This is a genomic window from Aeromonas sp. 603404 (assembly GCF_049171775.1).
GTDB classification, from domain to species: Bacteria; Pseudomonadota; Gammaproteobacteria; order Enterobacterales; family Aeromonadaceae; genus Aeromonas; species Aeromonas veronii_A.
Genome location: NZ_JAAKPE010000001.1, coordinates 492,892 through 514,080, shown reverse-complemented (window position 1 = coordinate 514,080; position 21,189 = coordinate 492,892). Strand labels below are relative to the sequence as shown.

At 57.9% G+C, this 21,189-nt stretch carries 16 protein-coding genes; 8 read left to right on the top strand and 8 right to left on the bottom strand.

The genetic code is table 11. The annotated features are described in order from the left end of the window. Window positions 1-323 precede the first annotated feature (323 nt). The 3 genes from G5306_RS02255 to G5306_RS02245 all read left to right on the top strand — a co-directional run bounded on the left by G5306_RS02255 (window position 324) and on the right by G5306_RS02245 (window position 6,440). Complete coding sequence (locus G5306_RS02255; RefSeq protein WP_421273083.1) at window positions 324-1,940, top strand: response regulator; 1,617 nt, start codon at window positions 324-326, stop codon at window positions 1,938-1,940. A 238-nt stretch (window positions 1,941-2,178) separates the two neighbouring features. After that, window positions 2,179-5,091 (top strand): HD domain-containing phosphohydrolase, encoded by a 2,913-nt coding sequence (locus G5306_RS02250; protein WP_421312265.1) that lies wholly within the window; start codon window positions 2,179-2,181, stop codon window positions 5,089-5,091. 323 nt (window positions 5,092-5,414) lie between these two features. Beyond that, window positions 5,415-6,440 carry a GGDEF domain-containing protein gene (locus G5306_RS02245; protein WP_421312264.1) on the top strand — a complete coding sequence of 342 codons (1,026 nt, stop codon included), beginning with the start codon at window positions 5,415-5,417 and terminating at the stop codon, window positions 6,438-6,440. Window positions 6,441-6,484: 44 nt separating this feature from the next. Here the strand turns inward: G5306_RS02245 and G5306_RS02240 are convergent, their stop codons facing one another. Genes G5306_RS02240 through G5306_RS02225 form a run of 4 tightly spaced genes read right to left on the bottom strand, consistent with a single transcriptional unit; the run spans window position 6,485 to window position 11,615 of the window. Then, window positions 6,485-7,621, bottom strand: coding sequence for a glycosyltransferase family 4 protein (locus G5306_RS02240; protein WP_421312263.1), 1,137 nt, complete (start codon window positions 7,619-7,621; stop codon window positions 6,485-6,487). 12 nt (window positions 7,622-7,633) lie between these two features. After that, window positions 7,634-8,905 (bottom strand): glycosyltransferase family 4 protein, encoded by a 1,272-nt coding sequence (locus tag G5306_RS02235; protein ID WP_421312261.1) that lies wholly within the window; start codon window positions 8,903-8,905, stop codon window positions 7,634-7,636. Beyond that, entirely contained in the window at window positions 8,902-10,308 is a 1,407-nt protein-coding gene (locus G5306_RS02230) for an O-antigen ligase family protein (protein WP_421312259.1), read from the bottom strand. The genes G5306_RS02235 and G5306_RS02230 overlap by 4 nt, the downstream gene beginning before the upstream one ends. After that, window positions 10,296-11,615 (bottom strand): lipopolysaccharide biosynthesis protein, encoded by a 1,320-nt coding sequence (locus tag G5306_RS02225; protein ID WP_421312257.1) that lies wholly within the window; start codon window positions 11,613-11,615, stop codon window positions 10,296-10,298. The genes G5306_RS02230 and G5306_RS02225 overlap by 13 nt, the downstream gene beginning before the upstream one ends. 299 nt (window positions 11,616-11,914) lie before the next feature. Here G5306_RS02225 and G5306_RS02220 point away from each other — a divergent pair, with 299 nt between their 5' ends. Genes G5306_RS02220 through G5306_RS02205 form a run of 4 tightly spaced genes read left to right on the top strand, consistent with a single transcriptional unit; the run spans window position 11,915 to window position 16,891 of the window. Next, entirely contained in the window at window positions 11,915-12,670 is a 756-nt protein-coding gene (locus tag G5306_RS02220; protein WP_421312256.1) for an acyltransferase, read from the top strand. Continuing rightward, on the top strand, window positions 12,667-13,866 hold the full coding sequence (locus G5306_RS02215; RefSeq protein WP_216962428.1) for a glycosyltransferase: 1,200 nt from the start codon (window positions 12,667-12,669) through the stop codon (window positions 13,864-13,866). The genes G5306_RS02220 and G5306_RS02215 overlap by 4 nt, the downstream gene beginning before the upstream one ends. Beyond that, window positions 13,863-16,403 carry a hypothetical protein gene (locus tag G5306_RS02210; protein WP_216962425.1) on the top strand — a complete coding sequence of 847 codons (2,541 nt, stop codon included), beginning with the start codon at window positions 13,863-13,865 and terminating at the stop codon, window positions 16,401-16,403. Before G5306_RS02215 ends, G5306_RS02210 begins: the two co-directional genes overlap by 4 nt. Window positions 16,404-16,414: 11 nt before the next feature. Further along, entirely contained in the window at window positions 16,415-16,891 is a 477-nt protein-coding gene (locus tag G5306_RS02205; RefSeq protein ID WP_421312253.1) for a hypothetical protein, read from the top strand. On the opposite strand, the gene G5306_RS02200 is transcribed toward G5306_RS02205, so the two are convergent. Further along, a complete protein-coding gene (locus G5306_RS02200; RefSeq protein ID WP_088869109.1) occupies window positions 16,869-17,315 on the bottom strand; it encodes a hypothetical protein in 447 nt (148 codons plus the stop codon). The genes G5306_RS02205 and G5306_RS02200 overlap by 23 nt on opposite strands. Continuing rightward, on the bottom strand, window positions 17,302-18,069 hold the full coding sequence (locus G5306_RS02195; RefSeq protein ID WP_100645977.1) for a hypothetical protein: 768 nt from the start codon (window positions 18,067-18,069) through the stop codon (window positions 17,302-17,304). Before G5306_RS02195 ends, G5306_RS02200 begins: the two co-directional genes overlap by 14 nt. 167 nt (window positions 18,070-18,236) lie before the next feature. Between G5306_RS02195 and G5306_RS02190 the strand changes: the two genes are divergently transcribed. Further along, complete coding sequence (locus tag G5306_RS02190; protein WP_257690979.1) at window positions 18,237-19,082, top strand: DUF1194 domain-containing protein; 846 nt, start codon at window positions 18,237-18,239, stop codon at window positions 19,080-19,082. Between the two features lie 169 nt (window positions 19,083-19,251). Here G5306_RS02190 and G5306_RS02185 read toward each other — a convergent pair whose 3' ends face one another. Beyond that, a complete protein-coding gene (locus G5306_RS02185) occupies window positions 19,252-19,875 on the bottom strand; it encodes a DUF6988 family protein (protein WP_162518306.1) in 624 nt (207 codons plus the stop codon). A gap of 290 nt (window positions 19,876-20,165) precedes the next feature. Continuing rightward, window positions 20,166-21,095: a hypothetical protein gene (locus G5306_RS02180; RefSeq protein WP_227094636.1), complete on the bottom strand. Its 930-nt coding sequence runs from the start codon at window positions 21,093-21,095 to the stop codon at window positions 20,166-20,168. Window positions 21,096-21,189 lie beyond the last annotated feature (94 nt).

Sequence of the window (21,189 nt, the reverse complement as noted above, 5' to 3'; positions counted from 1 at the left end):
TCTCACACCATAACGGATCCCCCGACAGGCAGCCATGACAACCCGGTTGAAATGTGCGCACAACCCGACAGGAGCCAGCAACTCACAAGGGATAAATCGGATACAAGAAAAAAGTGGATATGGGGTAATGGCGGTTGTACACCATCAGAAGATGGGTCAGCACCAACGGTATGATGATATCGGATTGCTCTCTTTATCACGTTGGGTGATGAGCCAGCTTGCAGATTTATATTTCCAGCGCAAGGTAGCAGAGGTATCGGTTGACCAGGGTCATGCACCCTATATTATCATGCTCAAAATGAGCTGGCAGGATACAGCGACAGATGGGCACATCAGATAGCCATATGGACATAGCAAAAATAATTTCCGGGCCCACGCTGGTACTGGAAAAAGATAATGTGCACAGCGATGCGCTATGCAATCAGTTACGAGCCATTGGCATAAGCCAGATTACGGTGGTGGAGAGTGTCGAGGCGCTGGAACGTTGCGTGGCTGATGGCCCTGCCGCCATGATCATCTGCAATATCGATCTCGATTCGGCAAACTTGCTCACGCTGCTGAAAAATATTCGCAGTAGGGCACCTCATCACACACTGCCATTTTTGACCCTGACCTCAGGGACAGATCGCCCATTGATCGAACAATTTGTCCAGGCGAAAGTCTCTGACATTATCTTGACCCCGCTCAAGCCCGATACCCTTAAAACCAGGATCACTCGGCTGCTGTTGGCAACCAGCCAGTCGCAGCCCCCACTTTCACAATTTGAATTCGGTCGTTTGCACCGTTTTTCCAACAGCGATCTGGTCGCCAGCAATCAGGATAGTCCAACCATTCTGGTGGTTGACGATGTTCCAGATAATTTGATGCTGATCACCTCGGTATTTCGCAAAGAGTTTCATCTCAAGTTGGTCAAGGATGGCGAAAAAGCGATCAGGACCTGCCAATCGGATAATCCACCCGATCTGGTGCTGCTCGATATCATGATGCCCAACCTGAACGGATTCGATGTCGCCAGAATTTTGCGTGAACATCCCCACTCAGAGCACATCCCCATCGTCTTTATGACGGCACTGGATGATATCTATTCCCGTAAACGGGCGATGAAACTGGGGGCCGTCGATTTTATCACCAAGCCGATCGACATCGAGATGCTGCGTTTTCGCATTGCCAATCTGATGCGGCTGGTGCATGCCAGAAGAGATCTGCAAAAAGAGTTCGATCAGATGCTTGAGCTCAATGCGCTCAAAGAGAGCCTCGAGTTCAATATCCGCTATGAAATTCGGGAGCCCCTGCTCAACGCGCTACACCTGCTGGAAGAGCTGGCGGCCGACTCATCGCTCAACATGCTCCAAAAAACCCAGCTATCCATCACCAGAAAATCTGTAGGCGATGCACTGGCATTGACCCGGCTGGCCAGCGAGATTTACCAGATTGAAACCGGCACCTTTGTTTTGAAAGCGGGTAAAGTCCAGCTCTTTAATATTTTCAACCGGCTTTCGGTGCAATTCAAAAATCTCTATGCCGAGAAAAAGCTCGATATCAAGCTGACCAAACCCAAAAATTACCTCTATGATGAGCTATTCATCGCAGGTGACGAATTTCTCTGTTATTCCGCGTTTCAAATATTGACACGGCTCGCTTGTGAGCATGCGGCACCCTCCTCCTGCGTGGAAATTGTCTGTCTGAAATACCCCGACAGCATTATTTTAAATATTGATAGCTCGACCTTGCTGGATATCAATAATGTCCTCTCTCTGTTCGACAGATTCCCATCATCTAATAACAACAAAGAAGCACACAGTCACAATGGCTATCATGGCAAAATCATGCTGGAAGCTCATGGCGCCACCGTTACTGTGTCGCTGGATGAAGAAACCAGGCTGCTGAATATCTCGGCGCACTTCCCGCAAAAAGAGGGTTTCAATCCATATCCAGAGTGAAAAGAATCACGATCACAGAACTCTGCGGTAACATCGCCGTGGATCATTTTTGGCTACTGCGATGGGGGAATAAAAAAAGGATTTATCACCCCTTTCCATTTATCGTCATCTGGTGGTTTACGCAACGGGGTCTCTTTAATGCAAGCAGCAAGGGCGAACACCATGAAGCTACCTATTATCCTGTTGGGCTATCTCATTTATACCCCACTCAACAAACCCATCCTTTTAAGGAGATAACATGAATCTCATTCGCCGCGTTATCCCCTTGTATGTTCATATTGCCCATCTGTTTCTGGGTTTATTGCTGGTGTTTGCCTTGATCACTCTTGGTCACCAATATCGGCAAACCAAAACCATGCTGATGAAAGAGGCGGAAGACAGATTCACCCTGATTGGCCAAATCACCACTCAGGCTTTAGAAGGGCTGTTCAGCACCTCAGCTTTAAGCGTCAATCTGCTCGCCCAACAGCGCCTGACCGAAGCCAAGACCCTGTCAGAGCGAATGGCCAGCCTTCCCTACATGACAACCCTGCTCAAAGGACAACCTTCTGCCAACGCGGTGTATGCCGGTTACAACAACGGCGATCTATTCTGGCTCATGCGCTGGCCTGCCGACACCGAGGTACAACACCTAACGCCGCCCGCCAATACCCGCTGGATCGTGAAGAGCATCCGGCATCAAGAGGCAACCACTCTTACGGAGACCTTCGCGCTGGCCGACAATCTCACCATCATTGAACGGCAAGAGGAATCAGGACAATTTTTTGATCCAATAGAGCATCCATGGTTTATTCAGGCCAAGCAGAGTGGACAGCTGGTGCAATCCCCTCTCTATATCTCGCACGATACTCAGGAGATGTACCTGAGTTTTGCCGAACCAATGCAAAATGGGGCTGGCGTCATAGGGATGAGCCTGAACCTCCGAGCTATCGAGCGCCTGCTCAAATTCGCCAAGATAACCCCCAATATGCGTCTAGCCATCGTCAATGAGCAGGGCGAGCTAATGACAAGTCATAAAGGTGGGATGGTGATTCATGAACATGGCGCTTATCGACTTGCAAGAGTGACCGAAGCCGACCTGCCTATGATCCAACACTTGATGAATGCCAGTCAGAATCAGAAGGCAGATAGTCTTTCCTTTAAATCAGAGGGCAATGATTGGCAAGGAATGCGTATCACTTTACCGGAAGCCGATGGGTCAAAATTAACCCTCTGGATTGCAGCACCTGTCGATGAGTTGCTGGCCACCGCCTTCACCATTCGCAATCAGACCTTCCTTCTGTCGGGCATCTTCCTGATCTTTGCCCTGTTCGCAGCCATCAAGCTGGCCAGAACCGCCGCCAGGCCCCTCGATGCCCTGACGCAAGAGACGGAGAAAATTGCCAGCTTTGACTTCAACGACCCGGTCAGGGTCAACACCTATATTGCCGAAATCATCGCTCTCTCCCGAGCCATGGGCGACATGAAATCGACTATTCAGCGCTTTTTGCAGCTTTCCACCTCCCTCTCCAGCGAGACCAGTTTCCCCCGCTTGCTGGTGCGGCTGCTCACCGAAATGCAGCAACTGACCGGTGCAACAGGCTGCATGCTCTACCTCTCCGATAGCGGCAACAAGACGCTGGATCTGGCAGGGTTGTGCTGGAATGGCGAGGTGCAGGAGCAAACGCCGATCCACAGTATCGGAACCCTCAATCAGCCAAAACATCCACTGTTCCAGAGCTTGCAAGGGGTAGAACTGGAACCCGTTGCATTGGTCACCAGCGAATTGCAGATCCTGTTTCCCTACATTGAGGAGAGCGACACGCCGCTGACCTTCTGGCCGATTGCCCTGAAAAACCGTGATGGCCAACTGCTCGGCACCCTGGTGTTTCTGATCGATGAACGGAAGAAGTCCCTGACCCCGCAGCGGATGGCATTTGTCAACGCGCTCTCTTCCACCGCCGCCGTGGCACTCACCACCCAGCAACTGCTGGAGGAGCAGCGCAATCTGCTGGAAGCCTTTATCCAGCTCATCGCAGGGGCCATCGATGCCAAGAGCCCCTATACCGGTGGCCACTGTCAACGAGTCCCCGAACTGACCAAGATGCTGGCAGAAGCGGCATGTGAGGCCAAGGAGGGCCCCTTCCAACACTTCTCGCTCGATGAAAAACAGTGGGAAGCAATACATATCGCGGCTTGGCTGCACGATTGCGGCAAAGTCACCACACCGGAGTTTGTGGTCGACAAGGCCACCAAGCTGGAAACCCTGTGCGATCGCATTCACGAGGTCAGGATGCGCTTTGAAGTGCTGAAACGGGATGCCGAGATTGCCTACTGGCAGGCACGTCTCCATGGGGGTGATGAGGCCACGTTACAGGCCACGCTGCAACAGCAGTGGCAACAGCTGGATGAGGAGTTTGCCTTTATCGCCCGTTGCAACGAAGGGGGCGAATTTATGGCCACAGAGCATATTGCAAGGCTGCAGCAGATCGCGGGCCGCACCTGGCAGCGCACGCTCTCCGATCGGATTGGGATCTCTCAGGATGAACTGGCACGCAAACAGCGGGCCGCGGAGCCACCGCTGCCGGTCACCGAACCCTTGTTGGCCGATCGCCCGGATCACCTCTTCACCCGCAGCAACCGCGACCGCCTTGCCCCTGACAATCCTTGGGGATTTCAGGTCAACACCCCTGAATACCTCTATAACCGCGGCGAGCTCTACAACCTCGCCATCCGCCGGGGCACCCTCACAGATGAGGAGCGCTACAAGATCAACGAGCACATGATCCAGACCATCATCATGCTCGAAAAACTCCCCTTCCCCGCCAACCTGAAACAGGTGCCGGAAATCGCAGGGGGACACCATGAGAAGATGGATGGCACTGGTTATCCCAAGCGGCTGAAACGGGACGAGATGAGCATCCCTGCCCGGATGATGGCCATCGCCGATATCTTCGAGGCGCTGACCGCCAGCGATCGCCCCTACAAGAAAGCCAAATCTCTCTCGGAGGCCATCCGCATCATGGGATTCATGCAACAGGATCACCATATCGACCCCGAGCTGTTTGCGCTCTTTCTCCGCTCTGGCGTCAACCTGCGCTATGCCAAGCGTTACATGAGCCCGGAGCTCATTGACGAGGTGGATATCAGCCCCTATCTCGCCAGCCATTGATCGCCGCGAGGCACTCTGGGTTACCTGATGCCTGCAGTCTGGGGATCTGCATGCAGACCCGCTGTCTTGTCACCGGTGGTCACCCCGATGCGTAATAGAGATGGGGAGGATATGCACCGGACAGCCATGCTAATCCTCTCCATGGCGCCTTGTTCTGACTGACCTTACGGACACTTGCCAATAACGGTAATCGAATAAAAAAACGATAAAAATCAAGATAGATAGCCAAATGAAATGACATTATTGACTATAGTTCAATCGAACGTTTGAAAAACGTGACCACTTCTCATGGGCCCAGCGCAATGACCACTGAACGGGAACAGTTGATCCGCTCACTGTTTGATGAGTACATCGAGCTGTATTCATCACGGGATGATCGGCTCACCACGCGGTTTAGCGACAATTTCAGCGGTTTTGCCGGCAGCAGTGATGTTCTGGTTACCGATAGGGATGAGTGGATCCGGATAACCCGCCGCGATTTTGCCCAGATCCCGGGCAGGATCCGCCTGGAAATACTCAATGTGACCCTGCAAGATCTGGCCGCGGATGTGGTGGCGGTCACCGCCTTCTTTCATATCCATCTACCGAAATCAGAACCTATCCTCTCCCGCAGAACCGCCAGACTGGTATTGATTTTTCGACACGAAGCCATGGCGTGGAAAATTGCTCACAGCAGTATCTCCATCCCTTACAGTGCGGCTCGGGAAAGCGAAATTTACCCGATGACCAGTCTGGAGGAGCGCCAACATGAGCTGGAGCTCATTATCGAGCTCAGAACCAGGGAGCTGGCGGAAGCGAACCGGAAACTGGAAGCGCTCAGCAATACCGACGGGCTAACCAATATCGGCAACCGTCGTCTGTTCGACAACTCATTGAACCAGGCCTGGGAGCGCTGTATTCAGACAGAGATGCCGATTGCGCTCATCATGCTCGACATCGATCATTTCAAGCAGTTCAACGACCTCTATGGCCACGTTGCCGGTGACGAGTGCCTTCGATTGCTGGCCCATACCCTGGCGCAATCCGGGCGCCGCTCGGGGGAGTTGGTGGCCCGCTACGGCGGAGAGGAGTTTGTCATCCTGTTGCCACATGTCGAGCGTCAATCCGCCTATGAAATTGCCCAACATATCCAGCGGCTGATTTTTGCACTCGCGCAGCCACACGCACAAAATGCCACCGGTCTGGTGACCGTTAGCATGGGTGTTGCCAGCCTCAGACCATCGAGTCACTGGCAGCCATCTGAACTGGTAAAACTGGCTGATGCTGCGCTCTACACCGCCAAATCATCCGGCCGTAACTGCATCAGAGTGGCGGAGTCACCCAGCCTCCCGCAACCAGTCTGCCCATAAGTCCCTCATACGCCACCATCCTCCCCGTGGGGAACCACTGCGCGCTAACCATGCACGGCAAGGCTCAACGCATCCCATCGCAACATGCCTTCCCACTGATCCAGTGTGCTTTGATAGGTATCTGCCGCGTTGTAATGGACCATGGCATGCAGGCGAGCATGATGGCCAAGTCGCTTGACCACGTCGGGCATCGCATTGAGGCTGGCCAGCACCCGCGCCAGATCGCCGGGATCGTTTGGCTGATATTTGCGGCAATTCACGTCATCGGTGAGGTGTCGGTCCCACCAGGCGCCATCGGCCGGGATCACTACACATAATCCTGCCGCCATAGCCTCCAGAATGGAGAGGCCAAACGGTTCCTGATGACTGGTGGAGACAAAAATACCGCATTGAGCTCGGATCTCGTCAAGATTGGCGGGGTTGGCATACCAGTGCGTGTCTGGCAGCTGTGGCTGAGGCTGGCTACAGGGTTGCAGCGTGCCCTTGGGCTGCAGATAGCACACCATCAGCTCGGGGCGAGCATCAGGGATCATTTGATGGGCGGCCAGCATGGTCTCCAGCCCCTTCCAGCGCAGCAACGAGGCCGCCCACAAAATACGAGGCCCCCCCAGGGTCGCTTTGGGCCAATCAATCTCGCTCAAACCATTGGTAAATGGCTGCCAGTGTGACGGGAACTCGGTCTCGCCAAGCCTGGCCAGCAATGCCGCCAGGGAGCTGCGGGTTGATTCGAGATAAAAGACAAAACTCGCCCGCTGCAGGGCTCTGGCAGAGAGCCCCGAGCACCCCACAGGGCCATGGATCAGCTGAACCACCCGGCACCGCAACCAGCGGGCAGCCCAGTAACAGCAGAGATCCACCCCCGGCCCGGACGCCGCCACCAGGCACTTCACCTGCCCCAGACGCAACACCAGCCAGAGGATCAGCAGGGTCTGCCACCCCTGTTTAAGCAGATAACCGATGCCGGACTCCCGCCCCTTCAATATGTGGGGCAACCAAAGAGGATGATGCTGACAACGGGACCAGGAGTCGGGATCCTGGGTCAACACATGGCATGTGAGCCCGGGCATCCGTTTGGCCAACTCATCGAGCAGCACTTCGGTCGCAACCTTGGAGCCACCGCGAAACGGGATAGGATCCACAACGATGACCTTTCCGAACACCGGCTCAGTTTGCATGCTCATCTTGCTGCTCCCTTACTCTGGCACCTTGCGGCGGCCAAACCCCAGTTGCACTTTTTGCGCCACTCTTGCCATCCCACTCGCCAGCATATTGCGACCTCTGGCAAGGAGGCGTTGCCCCGCCCAATGCATGAGTGGTCGGAAGGGTGTGGGGGCCGTGGCGTGCCAACGACCAGCCAGCGCGGCGTCCCACACCGCCGTGACCCCGTCGACATAGCGCGCCACCGTGAACAACTGTGCGGCACGCAACTGAGCGGCCCGCCCCATTTCACATCGGCGCTGCGGATTGCTCAATTGCCGCCAGTGATCAGCCATCTCGGCCCAATCCCCCGGGGTTGCCAGCAAACCGGTCACCCCCTCTTCCACCACTTCGGGGATGCCGCCCACTCGGTAGGCACTGACCGGGAGCCCCAACATGCCCGCCTCCGCCAACGTCAGACCAAACACCTCCTCACGGGCTCCGGAGACCAGCAGATCCACCCCGCCCCGCAAGATAGCGGCACTGTCCGGCCGCTCGCCCAAAAAGTGGACCCGCTCGGCCACCCCGAGTTCGACAGCCAACGCCATCAATGCTTCCCGCTCCGGGCCGCTGCCAATGATCAGCAATTGGGCCTCCTCCCCCGATGCCATCAGGGCAGCCAGCGAGCGGATCAGCAGATCAATCCCCTTGCGTTTGATCAGGGAGCCGATGGTGGCGATGATCATATCCCCCGGGGGCAAGCCCAGCATGCCGAAGACCGGCCAGTGAGCACCGCCATTCAGGCGAGCGGCATCCACCCCGTTGGGTACCCGGATCAACCGATCGGCAGCGCAGCCATCCTGGCGCCAACCGGTCAACACCGGCTCGCTCACCCCGATCAGCACGCTTGCCTGATGAACCCGCAGGCTGAATCTGTCTCTGGGCTGGTAACGGGCATGGAGGTGGCACACCAGCGGTACCTGCAACACTCGACAGACCCCCACCAGCCACTGACAAGGGGCCGCGCTGTTGGCATGCACCAGCTCAATCTGCCGCTCGGTGATGAGCTCTCTGGCTCGCCGGGAGAGGCGCCGATGGGCCGCAAGATCAAAACGTGGCGCCTGCCATCCCAGCAGCAGGCTGAACGGCTCGACCATGGTTTCTACCCCGAGGGTGGCCGCCTCTGCCGCCAGCGTCGGGCTATTGCACCAGAGCAACGGCGTAAAGCGGCTGCGATCGAGGTGGGCCAGCAGATCCAGCAGACAGCGTTCGCTGCCGCGGATCCAGTCCTCTCCGTAGTGAACCAGCAAAACAGGGGTTGCGTTCATCCTCTTGCTCCCTTTGGTGGCACTGCCGGCAACCGGGTTGCCTCCTGATGATCCTCAGCGGTGGCCTGCACCTCTGTGGCCGCCTGCTGCACGTACTTGATGGCGGCGACGGCCAGCGCCAATTCCAGATAGATGGGCCAGGTAAACCCTTGGGTCAGGAAGGATCCCGAAATCACAAACCCCACCATGCTGGCCATCACCCCCTGCATCGCCGTGATCACTGCAGGAGGCATGCCAGCAAGCTGGCAACGCCAGCAACTACGCAGGGTCACCGTCACCATGCCGATAAACAGCGCCAGCCCGACAAAGCCGGTTTCAGCCAGCACCCCGAACCAGGTGGAGTGCACCGCATGATTGAGTCCATCCCAATGGGGGCTGTAGAAGAAGTAGTTGTAATAGAAATTGGACAAGCCCACCCCCACCAGCGGATGGCCCAGCGCCATGCCCCAGGCCGCTTGCCAGGCGTAGATCCGCCCCATGGCCGAGGCATCGACCCCACTCTCGGCGGCGCCGCCAGATGCCCGGTCGCTGATCCCGGCGGCGGCAAACAGCACCGCCAGCGCGACCATCCCCATCGAGATCAACAGGGTTTTCGACTTCACCCGCTGCCAGGCACACAGGCCGCTGACCGCACACACGCCAAGCAAACCACCGCGGCTCTGAGTGGCAATAATGGCGGCCGCAGTCAGCGCAAAGCCGAGCCCCCCCAGTAAACGCCCCCCCACCCCATTGCCATGATTGAGCAGCAAGCTCAGCGAAAAACCGGCAGGAAAGAGCAGCACCAGCGCCAGATCGTTGGGATCCCCCAGCACAGAGCCCAGCTCGCGCCCTATGGTCACCCGGGTCCCCTCCACCAGCCCAATCCCGCTCGCCTTGTTGTAGAGGGCCACCAGCGCCACCAGACAGCCCGCTACCACGAAGGTACGCACCGCCAGCGCAAAATCCCCCGGGGTGCGCACCAACCAGGCGGTGGCCAGGGTCATCAGATAGATCTTGCTGTAGCTGCCGGTCCAGGTGGCGATCGCCTCGCCCCGGTTGCTGGCAAACAGCACACCGATGGAGACCATCACAAAGAAGGCCGTCAGCCAGCTCAGGGCTGGACTCCAGTAGGGCTTGATCCGACCGGTCAGCAAAATGTGCCAGACCAGCGCGCCGATGGCGGCCAGCGAGAAGAGCAGCGGGATCTTGAGGGGATAGAGCTGGGGGAACACCTCATGCAGCCGAAAGAAGGAGAAGGTGACAAACCCCAGCACCATCAAGAAGGGCCAGCGCAGGGCAAACCAGATGGCGGGAATGGCAAGACCGAGCACCGGCAGCAGCAAGGGATGGGGCAGCCGCCACCAGAGCAGGGCCAGCACCAGACAGATGGCGCTTGCCCAGATGGCCGGCGTTAGACGAGCCATGATCCTGCCCACCATTGGCCGAGCCAGACCATCGCCAGCGCCCCAAGCGAACTGGCCCAGAGGGTGGAAAGGCGATACGGCAGCGGCAGCAACCGCTGGCTCACCAGATAAAAGGCCAGCGCCCGTACCAGATAGACCAGCAGCAGGGTCCAGATCACCCCGGCAACCCCGAAGGGGGGGATGGCGAGCAGAAAGCCTGCGACCCCAAGGGCGCTGCAGCCCAGATTGATCACCATCTGGGCATTGCTCTTCTCGCCGCTAAAGCAGCCGACATTGAGCAAGTCCGAAACATTGCGCACCGCCATACCCAGCACCAGCAGCGGAATGTAGGCGATCGCCCCGTGATAGCTCTCCGGGGTCAGCCAGCGAATAAGCAAGGGAGCAGTGAGCCCGACAATCCCCGCGGTAACAAACCCCAGTACCGACCCCATCACGCTGTAGTGGGCATTGAGCCGCAGTCCATCCGGCTCGCGCAGCAGCATGAAACGGCGGGGATACCACCAGAGAGCAAAGGGTTGCAGCAACAGCCCCACCGCAAGCGCCAGCTTGCCCGCCACCGCGTAGTAGGCAAGCAGCGCCTCCCCCACCACATCGGCCAGCAACCAGCGATCCAGTCCGCTCAGGGCAAAACCTGCCAGCCCGCTCACCACCAGGGGCAATCCATAGCGCAGCAGCGGCCGATAGTGCTGCCAGTCAAAGCGGATCCCGCTATCTCGCCACTGCCAGAGGCTCAGCAGCAGCGCCAGTGCAACGCAGGTCAGGGTGCCGGAGGCCAGCACCCCGCTCACGCCCCAACCGAGCCAGAGCCACCAGCCGGTCAGCACCGACTGGATCACCGCCTTGCCTGCGGTCGCCACGAAAAAGAGCTGCGCCTGATTGCGCATCCGCAGCCATGCCAGCGGCACGCCGATCACCCCTTCAAACGGCAGGGCGCAGAGCACCCAGCGCACATCCGCAAGGCGGGTTTCAACCGGCAGCCAGGCTTGCACCACAGGTGCCAGCAGCCAGAGCAGCACCAGACTGGCCAGGGCGATCAGCCAGACCAGACCAAACATGCGGGCCACCACCTGCTGGCGCTCCTGCTCATCTTTCGCCAGTCCGGCAAAGCGGTAGAGGGCATCAACCAGCCCGAAGCCCAAAATAAGGGAACCCAGATTGATGAGGGTCAGCAGCACCTCCAGCTGGCCGTATTCACGAGGCAGCAGCTGATGGGTCAACACCGGCAGCATCAGCAGGGAGATCCCCTTCATCAGGAGCAAGCCGCTGGCGTAATAGAGCATGGCAATCTGGTTCACACCAAGTTTCATAGGGCCTCCCAGCCACCCGAAGCATCCTGCTTCGGGTCAGCTACCGCTAATGCAAAGCCCACGCCACTCACTCCCGCCCTGAAGCGATAGCCCCTCTGTGCGGCTTAACCGGCCTGAACAAGCCCAGAATGAGACTGGCATTTGCGTTTTGCACAACACTGGCTGCAAATTGCACCAACCGGCGCAATCTGCCCCACCTCTTAGCCCCATTTGGCCCGATCACGCCGAGGTCGTCCTGTTGGCCCGATCCCTGCTTTCTGCTTAGCGAGCAACGGACTGCACCAGAGGGAGAGGTCGCTATGAACACCATCAACCTGCACCGGATGAAAAGCTGGGCCAAACAGGGGGAAACGCCACTGGCTCGCCGGGTATGGCGACTGGCCAAAAGTGCCCGCCACTGGTCATTCCCCGTGGTCCCTCCCCTGCATCGGCTGCTTTATCGGCTCTATCTGCTGGGCAGCAACGGGCTGGCAACCCTGACCCGCACCCTTTGGTGGACCCCCTTGTTTCAATCTCGCCTGACGGCCCCCGCCCCGCGCCTCTATCTCTATGGCGGCATCCCCTATATCAGCGGTCCGGTCATCATCGAAATTGGTGCCGACTGCCGCCTCAGCGCCGCCATGACCATCAGCGGCCGCGCATCGAGCCAGACACCAAGGCTGGTGATTGGCCGCAATGTCGGGATTGGCTGGCAAACCACCCTGGCGGTAGGCAGCAAGATAGTGCTGGGGGATAACGTCCGGATTGCAGGGCGTGCCTTTCTGGCGGGCTACCCGGGGCACCCGGTCAACGCCCGCGATCGCGCTCTTGGCAAACCGGATCGCGATGAACAGGTGGGGGCCATTGTGCTTGAGCAGGATGTCTGGCTCGGCACCGGGGTGATGGTGATGGCCGGTGTCACCATAGGCGCCGGTACCATTGTCGCCGCAGGCAGCGTCGTCACTCGGGATCTGCCCGCCGGTGTGCTGGCAGCGGGTGTACCGGCCACCGTACTGCGCCCGTTGCAGCCACAAGATCACAGCGACCTCGCACACGCTTCGGAGACCTTTGCATGAAACCACACTCACTGCCGCAACTGGTGGTATTGGGAGAGGATTGGGGCCAGCACCCCTCCAGCACCCAACACCTGATCAAGCGTCTGTTGCCCGATTATCAAGTGCTCTGGGTCAACTCCATCGGCATGCGTTGCCCCCGCTTTACCCTTCATGATCTCACCCGCATCGTCCGCAAACTGGGGGCCGTGCTGCGCGGCGCGCGCCATGCTGGCGGCCAGTCGGTTGCGCCAATCGACGCCAGCAGCCCCCGGGTTCTGCCGCCGCTCGCCTTACCGCTGCCCGGCAGTCGGCTGGCGGGCAAGATCAATGGCCACTGGCTAGCGGCGCAGATCCGGCGTCAGCTGCCCGAGCTGGATCGCCCCTTGCTCTGGATCTCCCTGCCCAGCGCCGTCGATCTGATTGGCAAGCTCGAAGAGCGGGCAGTAATCTACTACTGCGGCGATGACTTCTCGGCGCTGGCGGGGGTGGATCATCAGGCCATCGCTCACTGCGAAGCCCGACTGGTGGAAAAAGCGGATCTCATTCTGGCCGCCAGCCCCGCGTTGGCCAGCCGCTTTCCCCCTCATAAAACCCAGCTCCTCAGCCACGGCGTGGATCTCGAGCTGTTTATGCCCCCCAGAGAGCGTCCGGCGGATCTCCCCTCCGGCCGCCCCATTGCCGGATTTTACGGCAGCCTGAGCGACTGGATTGATATCCCTCTGCTGGCAGAGACGGCCGCCGCCCTGCCACACTGGGATCTGGTGCTGATTGGCCCGGTCCAGACCGATATCTCCCCCCTCAAGGGGCTCCCCAATATCCATCTGCTGGGGCCCCGTCCCCATCACACGCTGGCGGCCTATGCCCAGCACTGGCAGGTGAGTCTGCTGCCCTTTGTCGACAACGCCCAGATCCGTGCCTGCAATCCATTGAAATTGCGCGAATATCTGGCCGCAGGGCGACCCATCGTCAGCACCGATTTTCCGGCCCTCGATGGCTATCGGGATCAGATCCAGCTCCCCCGCAGTGGGGAGAGCTTGGCCCAGGCCATCAATCGGGCCGCCTTTGATCAACCCAATCCGGGCTGGTTTCAGGAGAGTGGCTGGGAGGGGCTCACCCGCAGCGAAGGGCGCCACACTCGCCAGCAGCAGGTGGCCCTGCAAAGCTGGGATCACAAGGCTGCCGAGCTGAACAACTGGCTAAAGGGGCTGGCCGGATGAGCAGAGGGCTCTGGCTGGTTATCCTGCTCTGCTGCCATGCAGCAATGGCCGCCACCCGGCTGGAGGGGCAGACCCCGCTGCCCCTAACCAGTAACCAGACACCCCAGCGGCTCGATCTGAGCCCCCACAACTGGCCAATAGGCAGCGATGATGAACTGGTGATCGAGGGCCATAACCCCAGCGCCCACCCGCAAACCCTGATCCTGCGTATCGACGACGAGGCCTCGGTCAACTACCGCAGCCGGGTCAATCTGGAGCGGATTGTCGCACCCGGCCCCTTCACCCAGCGCTTTGCCTTAAGCGAGTGGCGCACCAGCCAACCCAGAGCGCTGGCGTTGGACAAACTCACCAAGCTCTATCTCTTTATGGCCGATAACGCCCCCTCCATGACCATTCACCGCTGGTACTGGGTGCCCGGTCTGACCCTGCCTAAGGGCACCATTGCGCTGGATCTGGGGGCCTCCACCGCCCCCCGCTTTACCGGCTTTGAGCCCCTGAGCCCGGGGGATCCCCGGCTGATTGGCCATCCCACCCCCATCTTGCGCCCCTCCGGCGATGCCCTTGTGCGCGATGGGCTGCGCAATCTGGATGGCGTACGGCTGGAGGTCGCCAAGGGGCGCTACCAGCTCACCCTCTGGCTGGATGACCCAGGTGAATGGGAGTACCTGCCCCACCCCTTCGAGCGCAGCGTGCTGGTCAATGGCGAGCCCATCTGGGCCGAACAGTGGCAACCACAGGAGTGGCTCACGCAGCGCTATCTGGCGGGACAATCCCGCGAGGCACTGCCAAATCCGGATCCCTGGCAGCTGTTCGGGGCGCGTCAAGGCGGCCCGGTCCATGTCACCCTGAACCACCCCGGCGGCCCGCTCACTATCACACTGGTGGGCCACTCACCGGATGCCAAATACCTGGCGGGGCTGCTGCTTGCCCCCTATCCGGCCTCCACCAGCAAAGAGGCTCTCCCGAATAGTGGAAAAGATCTCGCCGTATTGGCCGACGCTACCGCCATCGTGCTGACCAAGCAGCGCCAGCTGTTTTTGGAAAAGTGGACTCTGGCCCCCTATTCCCCAACCCCAGCCCCAGCTGCACAGCAACTGAGCCTCACGCCGATTACGGATGCCGCCCCAACCCTGCAGATCGCCCCGCTATCTGCGGCCGATGCGTTGAAGCAGGCTTCACAACCCGTGCTGGCCGCCCGTGGCAGCCAGCTGCTGCTGGAGTTTGCCATCCACGCCGCCACCGACGATCCGGCCCCCTTGCTGGTGATCCACCCTCCCGAGCAGGCAGGATCGCCGCTGGCGCTGACCCCCTATTACGGCAAGTGGCATCTGGTTCGCCCGCAGGCGAGTGGCACCCTGTTGGCCCCCTCGGATCAGGAGTTGGTCGAGGGGGTCGCCGGGCTCACCCTGCTGGCAGACGTGCCACGGCGTCTGGTGCTGCAGATCACCGTCCCACGCGATGCGCCGGCGGGGCGCTATCTCGGCAATATTCAGCTGCTGAGCCAGCAGCAACTGGTGCAGCTGCCATTGACTATCGAGGTGCTGCCGCTGACCCTGCCCGCGGCCAGCAAGCCGGTCGGCATCTATGTCGAAGCGCCCCCCTATCTGAATTGGCTAAGCCCCGACCCCGAGGCGCTAAAAGAGCAGATCGCTGTGGCCAGTCGCTGCGATCTGCAGCGGCTCGCCAAGCTCGGGATCAGCGGCCTCTCGCCCGCCCTGCCACAGGATGAAGCGGGGATGCGGGAGATCATGGGAGAAGCAGCCGGGCTCGGCTTTGTGCCGCCCCTGCTGGCCTATACCCCGCTCAAACGCTGGGGGGGCGACCCTGCCAGCCAGCTCGAACAGTGGCAGGCGCGGCAACAGGGGCTGACCGCCAGCGGCTTGCCCCCGCTGGCATGGAGCCTGTTTGATGAGCCGGATCTCGCCACCCTGCCCACCATCACCACCCTGGCGCGGGAGATGAAACGGCGGGATCCGGCGGTGATCCGCGCAGGCCACTTCAACCACCCGGGTCAGGTTGGTCTGCTGGCAGAGGTGGAGATTGCCCTGATCAACGCAGGTTTTGGCGCCGACAAGGCCGATGTGGCGCGGGTGCGCCAACACAAGGTCACCCCCTGGTTTTACAATCTGGGCACCCCGAGAGCCGCCGGGTTCTATCTGTGGCAAAGCGGCGCCGAGGGCTATTTGCAGTGGCATGGCCGCATGCCCACCGCCCTGCCCTATGACCCCACCGATGGGCGGGAGAGCGACTTTATGCTGCTCGGCCCGCAAGCCTGCGAGGCGCACCGCCTCTCCCACGATCTGCTGCTGTTGCAGCAAGCCATCGAAGATCTGCGCTGGCTCGCCTGGCTGGAGCAGGAGGCCCGCTATCAGGTGGAAGCCGCCCTGCTGCTGGAGCGCCTGCGGGATCAGCTGCCGACCCGCTGGCAGGTGGCAGAGCAACTGCCCTCTGCCGCCTGGATCCAGTGGCGCCGCGAGATTGAACAACTGGCCAAGGGATTGAAAACATTGCAAACTGGTGCCAACTCATCCTCCTGAAGTGACTGCGTATGGCCAACCAGATTCCCCGCTCCACAGCCAAAGACAGCGCCCTGCGCCGCCTGTTGCCCCTGATGCTGCCGTTGCTGATCCTCACCGGTTGCGCCCGTCAGGAGCCGGTCAATGAGACCCTGCCGATCCTCAACCAGTTGCGGGAACAGCAAATGGCCGAACAGCCCCAGCTGCAACTGCAGTACCAGCAAGCGGAGACACAACTGCCAGCGGATCAGGAGCAGCAGCTGCATCAGTTTTTAGGACGCAAGGATCCGGCCCGAATTGCGCTGGTAAGCGGCCCCGGGCTGCAAACCGACATGCTGGAGAGTGCGCGGATAGCGAGCGTGCGGCTAACCGTACTCACCCGCTTGCTGGGCTCTCGCGCCATTGAGCTGGAGCCCCGCTATGACCCCATGCTGGCCCCCAATACCTTGCTGATCCGAATTCTGCCAAACGGTGAACCGGGGTCGGTCACCCCAGCGGCGGCGCAATAAGGTCAATGCAAGAAGTCGGCAAGGCCACCCGATAGAGGGGATAAGGGGCCAGCCCCCACAATTTGCGCCAACCCTGGGTCAGACGGTAAGAGAGCAGCGGCGGGCTCTGGTGCAGCTCGCCTAAAAACATCACCCCTTGGCTCATCCCTTCACCCGCCAGCGTCACTGACATCGCCTCGCTATCCGGCGCCACCAGCATGGCCTGCAGCAGACCATCACAGCGGGGATGGGCCAGCTGATAGCTGACATAGGTGCCGCCCAATACCGGCGTAGCCACCCGCAAGCGCCAGCCCATCTGGACCAGCTCCAGGAGCATGGGCTTGGCCCCCTCGTTAACTGCCCGGTTCTGATAACGCCAGCCCATGGCGGCAGCACTGAGCAGCGCCACCAGCAACAGCAACAGATATCCCCTAGATAGATGCATCACGGCGTCCCCGGATAAAGAGGATGGTCATCACCAACAACATGATGGCCCACTGGTAGAGCTGGGCCAGCGAGCCGGTATGGAGCCAGCCATACCAGCGCAGATCCAGGCTCATCAGCACCAACCGCAGCTGATTGGCCCCGATATAGAGCAGGCAAACCAGCAGCAACATGGGCCACTGCCGGTAGAGAGGTCGATCCGGCGCCAGCCAGCAGCAGGAGACCAGCCAGGAGAGCACCACCAGATAGAGTTGAGAAAACGAGGAGCACCCCTTGAGCACAATCAGGGCATGGCCCCCCAACCGCTCGATGCGATTGCCATCAAGGCGAGTCTCCCAGCCAAGCAGCTGCAACCACTGGCCCACCCCCCAGGCATCGAGCGCCAGCACAGGGCCGGAGAGCAGGGCAAACACCTGCTGCCCCCACAACACCGCCACGGTAAAGGCGAGCACAATCTGCAACACCGCCCGCTCATCGCCACTCTGATGACGGCGCCATAGCGAGGCCACCAACAGCAGACAGGCCAGCGCCTTGCAACTGGCGCTGGGGATCAGGATCAGCAGGATAAACAGGGCGAGCGCCAGTGGATGCGGACGCCAGCTCGGTGCAACCCGCGATGCAATTTGCCACCAGATAGCAATCAGCAACACCACCAGCAGGTTGAAGTGGCCCATATTGAGCCACACCATGCCCCACTGATTGGCCAAACCAAGTAGCAGCCAGTTGGGTGCCCACTGCCAGGGACGGATCTCCATCGCAACTCCTGCCGGTTATCAGCGCTTTTGACCGCTGACGCAAGTTCTCGCAAGTTCCATGCCTGCCCGGCCTCACCCGGATCAAGCCAAGTCAGAGGATGCAACAAAGCTGGCACGCTTTATTCATTCCCCCTGCTGGCACTAGCGCCAGGGAGAAGGAGTGAGCAATGAAACTCAAACCGTTGGCAGGGCTGCTGGGGATGTTGTTGGTAACCTCCCCCGCATACGCCTTGACCGAAGTCGATACCGAACTGCAACTGCTGATGGATGTGTCGGGCAGCGTCAGTTCATCGGAATTCAATCTGCAATTACAGGGGTATGTGGACGCCTTTTACAGTCAGGATGTACAAAGCGCCATCCTCGACACCAGTGGCGGCAAACTCGGGTCCATCGCCGTACAGATGATCATGTGGAGCAGCAGCAACCAGCAAAGTCTGATGACCGACTGGTTCCACCTCTACGACATGACCTCCATCAACAACTTCGCCGCCACCCTGGATGCCCTAGTACGCCCCTATGCGGGGATGACGGCCCCCGGTTCGGCCATGGCCTTTGGTGCCCAGCAGTTTGATACCAACAACTACACCGCCGCCCGCCAGGTGATGGATGTGTCAGGTGACGGTATCCAGAACAACGGGCTGGATACCTCTACCGTGCGGGATCAACTGCTCGCCTCAGGCATCGATACCATCAACGGCATCACCATAGGTCAGGACTATGCCGATGGGGTGTTGCAAGAGTGGTATGTGGAGAACGTGGCGGGCGGTCAGGATGCATTTGTGATCAATGCCACCACCTTCGCCGACTTTGGCAATGCGCTGGAGCTCAAACTGGCGGCCGAAATTGAAGGGGGCATTATTCCGGAAGGTGCACTGGCCGCCCCCATCGAGGAGATCCCGCTGGCCGCCCAGCTGCTGCTCGGTATGCCGCTACTGCTGGCCTGGCGCTATCAACGCCGAACTCAAGGCCGTCCGCAGCAAGCCAACTGGCAACAATCGCCAGCTATCGGCTAGTTAATCACCCCGTGTGTCGCGATTAGGGAGCCATGGCTCCCTGATTTTTATCTGGAAACAAGGATAAGTGGCTGAGCATATACAGCAGTTGTGCTCATGATTGGGCTGAGGCAGGCTACTCGACTAAAACATGGGGCTGGCGGCTCTTTACGACACTTCTTATTGAACTTTACAACTTTGTATCAGGTAGACAATCAGCAAACTCTCTTTGAATACGTGGGATTTTACCTACCTGCTCACCACCACCATGCAATATAACTAACAGCATGCCCACCATTAACGACACCCCGTTGGATATTCTGACCATCTGTTCAAGTAAAGGAAGTGGATAACCCTTACTGTGGCGATGGATTGCATGAAGTCCACCGTGGATGAACGAACTAAGAGGTTTCCAAGAATACTCTTTGAATTCTCTCAACATATCCAACGGTTCTTGAGGGGACTTTCCTTGTAGTTTTTCTAACATTTCGCTGAGCATAGGAAGCTTATTTGCCTTATTTGCCGTCTCCTGCGTCAGCTCGCTGGTTAACTTTAAAACATCTGTATCGGTTGCAGCGTAGAGCAGCCACATTGCCCGAACCAGTGCCTCATATTGAAGACGAACAAGCCCCGTAGCCGAGGTTAGATTACCTGCTGATATAAGCATTTTGGCACTTTCAGCATGCTCGAAAGCAATACTACACATGACTCTGCTCACCATGATTCTTTGTGAGTCATCGAAGGGAGGCAGTACTAAAAATTCCAGTAAGTTTTTTTCAAGTTCAGCAGAGCGTGACAACAGATGATTTATCAATATAGTCTCTCCTCATTACGATTTTTTAAGGGCAGTAGGTTCGATTAGCGAAGCGTAATCGGACGTTCGCGGTCTTTCTGCAACATTTCTATTTAACTCGCTAAAACCCTTCCATCTTGCCACTTCTCCCCCTCCCACAAAAAATCACCCTCGAACTGGCACCGGTCGGGGCGTAGTTACAGCATTGAAGTGGAGTGTCACAGCGAGCATCCGATTATGCCTACCACCCGCTAATCGAACCTACGAGCTGTAAACACCATACGTTGGCAGCCCCCCTATTCAAGGGCTTGTTAGGCTACCGTACCACCGAACAAATCAATGAATTTTATTGGCTGGCGCTCTTTAGAACGTTTATCAAGATACTCTTTCTGCTCTTTTTCATGCCGTTCTCTCTCAATTTGGGCACTTTGCTTAATAACAGATTTATCTAGGCTCAATAAGTATTTATCTAATGCTTCAATTGTATCAACTGAAGATATGACATCTTCGACCGTCGGCTCAAGGCGGCCATGTGCTGCCATGTTTCTTAATCGACGTGCTTCATGGAAACGGTCACTCAATCCATCAGGTACCGCTACACCGAATCGCTCCCAACGACCATTGACCAGATCTGTGGTTGCAGGGCGACGTTGGAGAAATTTTATGCCTGTTTCCTCTGCAAATACTTCAACTTCTTTTTCGAGATATGTCCAAGCCGAGAGTAATGCACCTAAAGGATGTATTTTAGCTAAATCTTTAAGCTTATCTAATTCTTGGTCATTACTTGGATCACTCAATTTATACTCAAGCAAGTCAGACTCATCTGAAAACTGCACTATAATTTCATCATACTCCTGACTGTAATATTTTTTCAGAACCTCTCGAAAAAAATTCTCTGCTATATTCATGTAAAAAATACTGGTCAATTCATTCGGAGAACCAAAACGATGCTGTAGAGCATTTCTTTCGTCAACTAACAACTCTATCTTATTTAGTAAGGGTAGACTTATAGACTTATCTTGCAATACTTTTATACAACCTTGAATAGTAATTGTTTCCTTTGGCCCTTTGTATATAGATTCACCAGAGTCAAGCACTAAATCTTTCAATATTAATTCCACTGCATTTGCCAAATGCAAAATCAACAATTTTCGGTCTAGCTCTTTCTTACCATTGTAATGTGTAATAGAGTGACCAAGTAACTCCATTGCACTCTGAAATAATGGTGATTCTATTGCCAAAGTTTATCCCTCATAATTTCAAGCCAGCCTTAATATCGCCTAACGGTAATAGGATGGAAAACACTATTAATGCCTTCGTAACGCCTTCCATCTA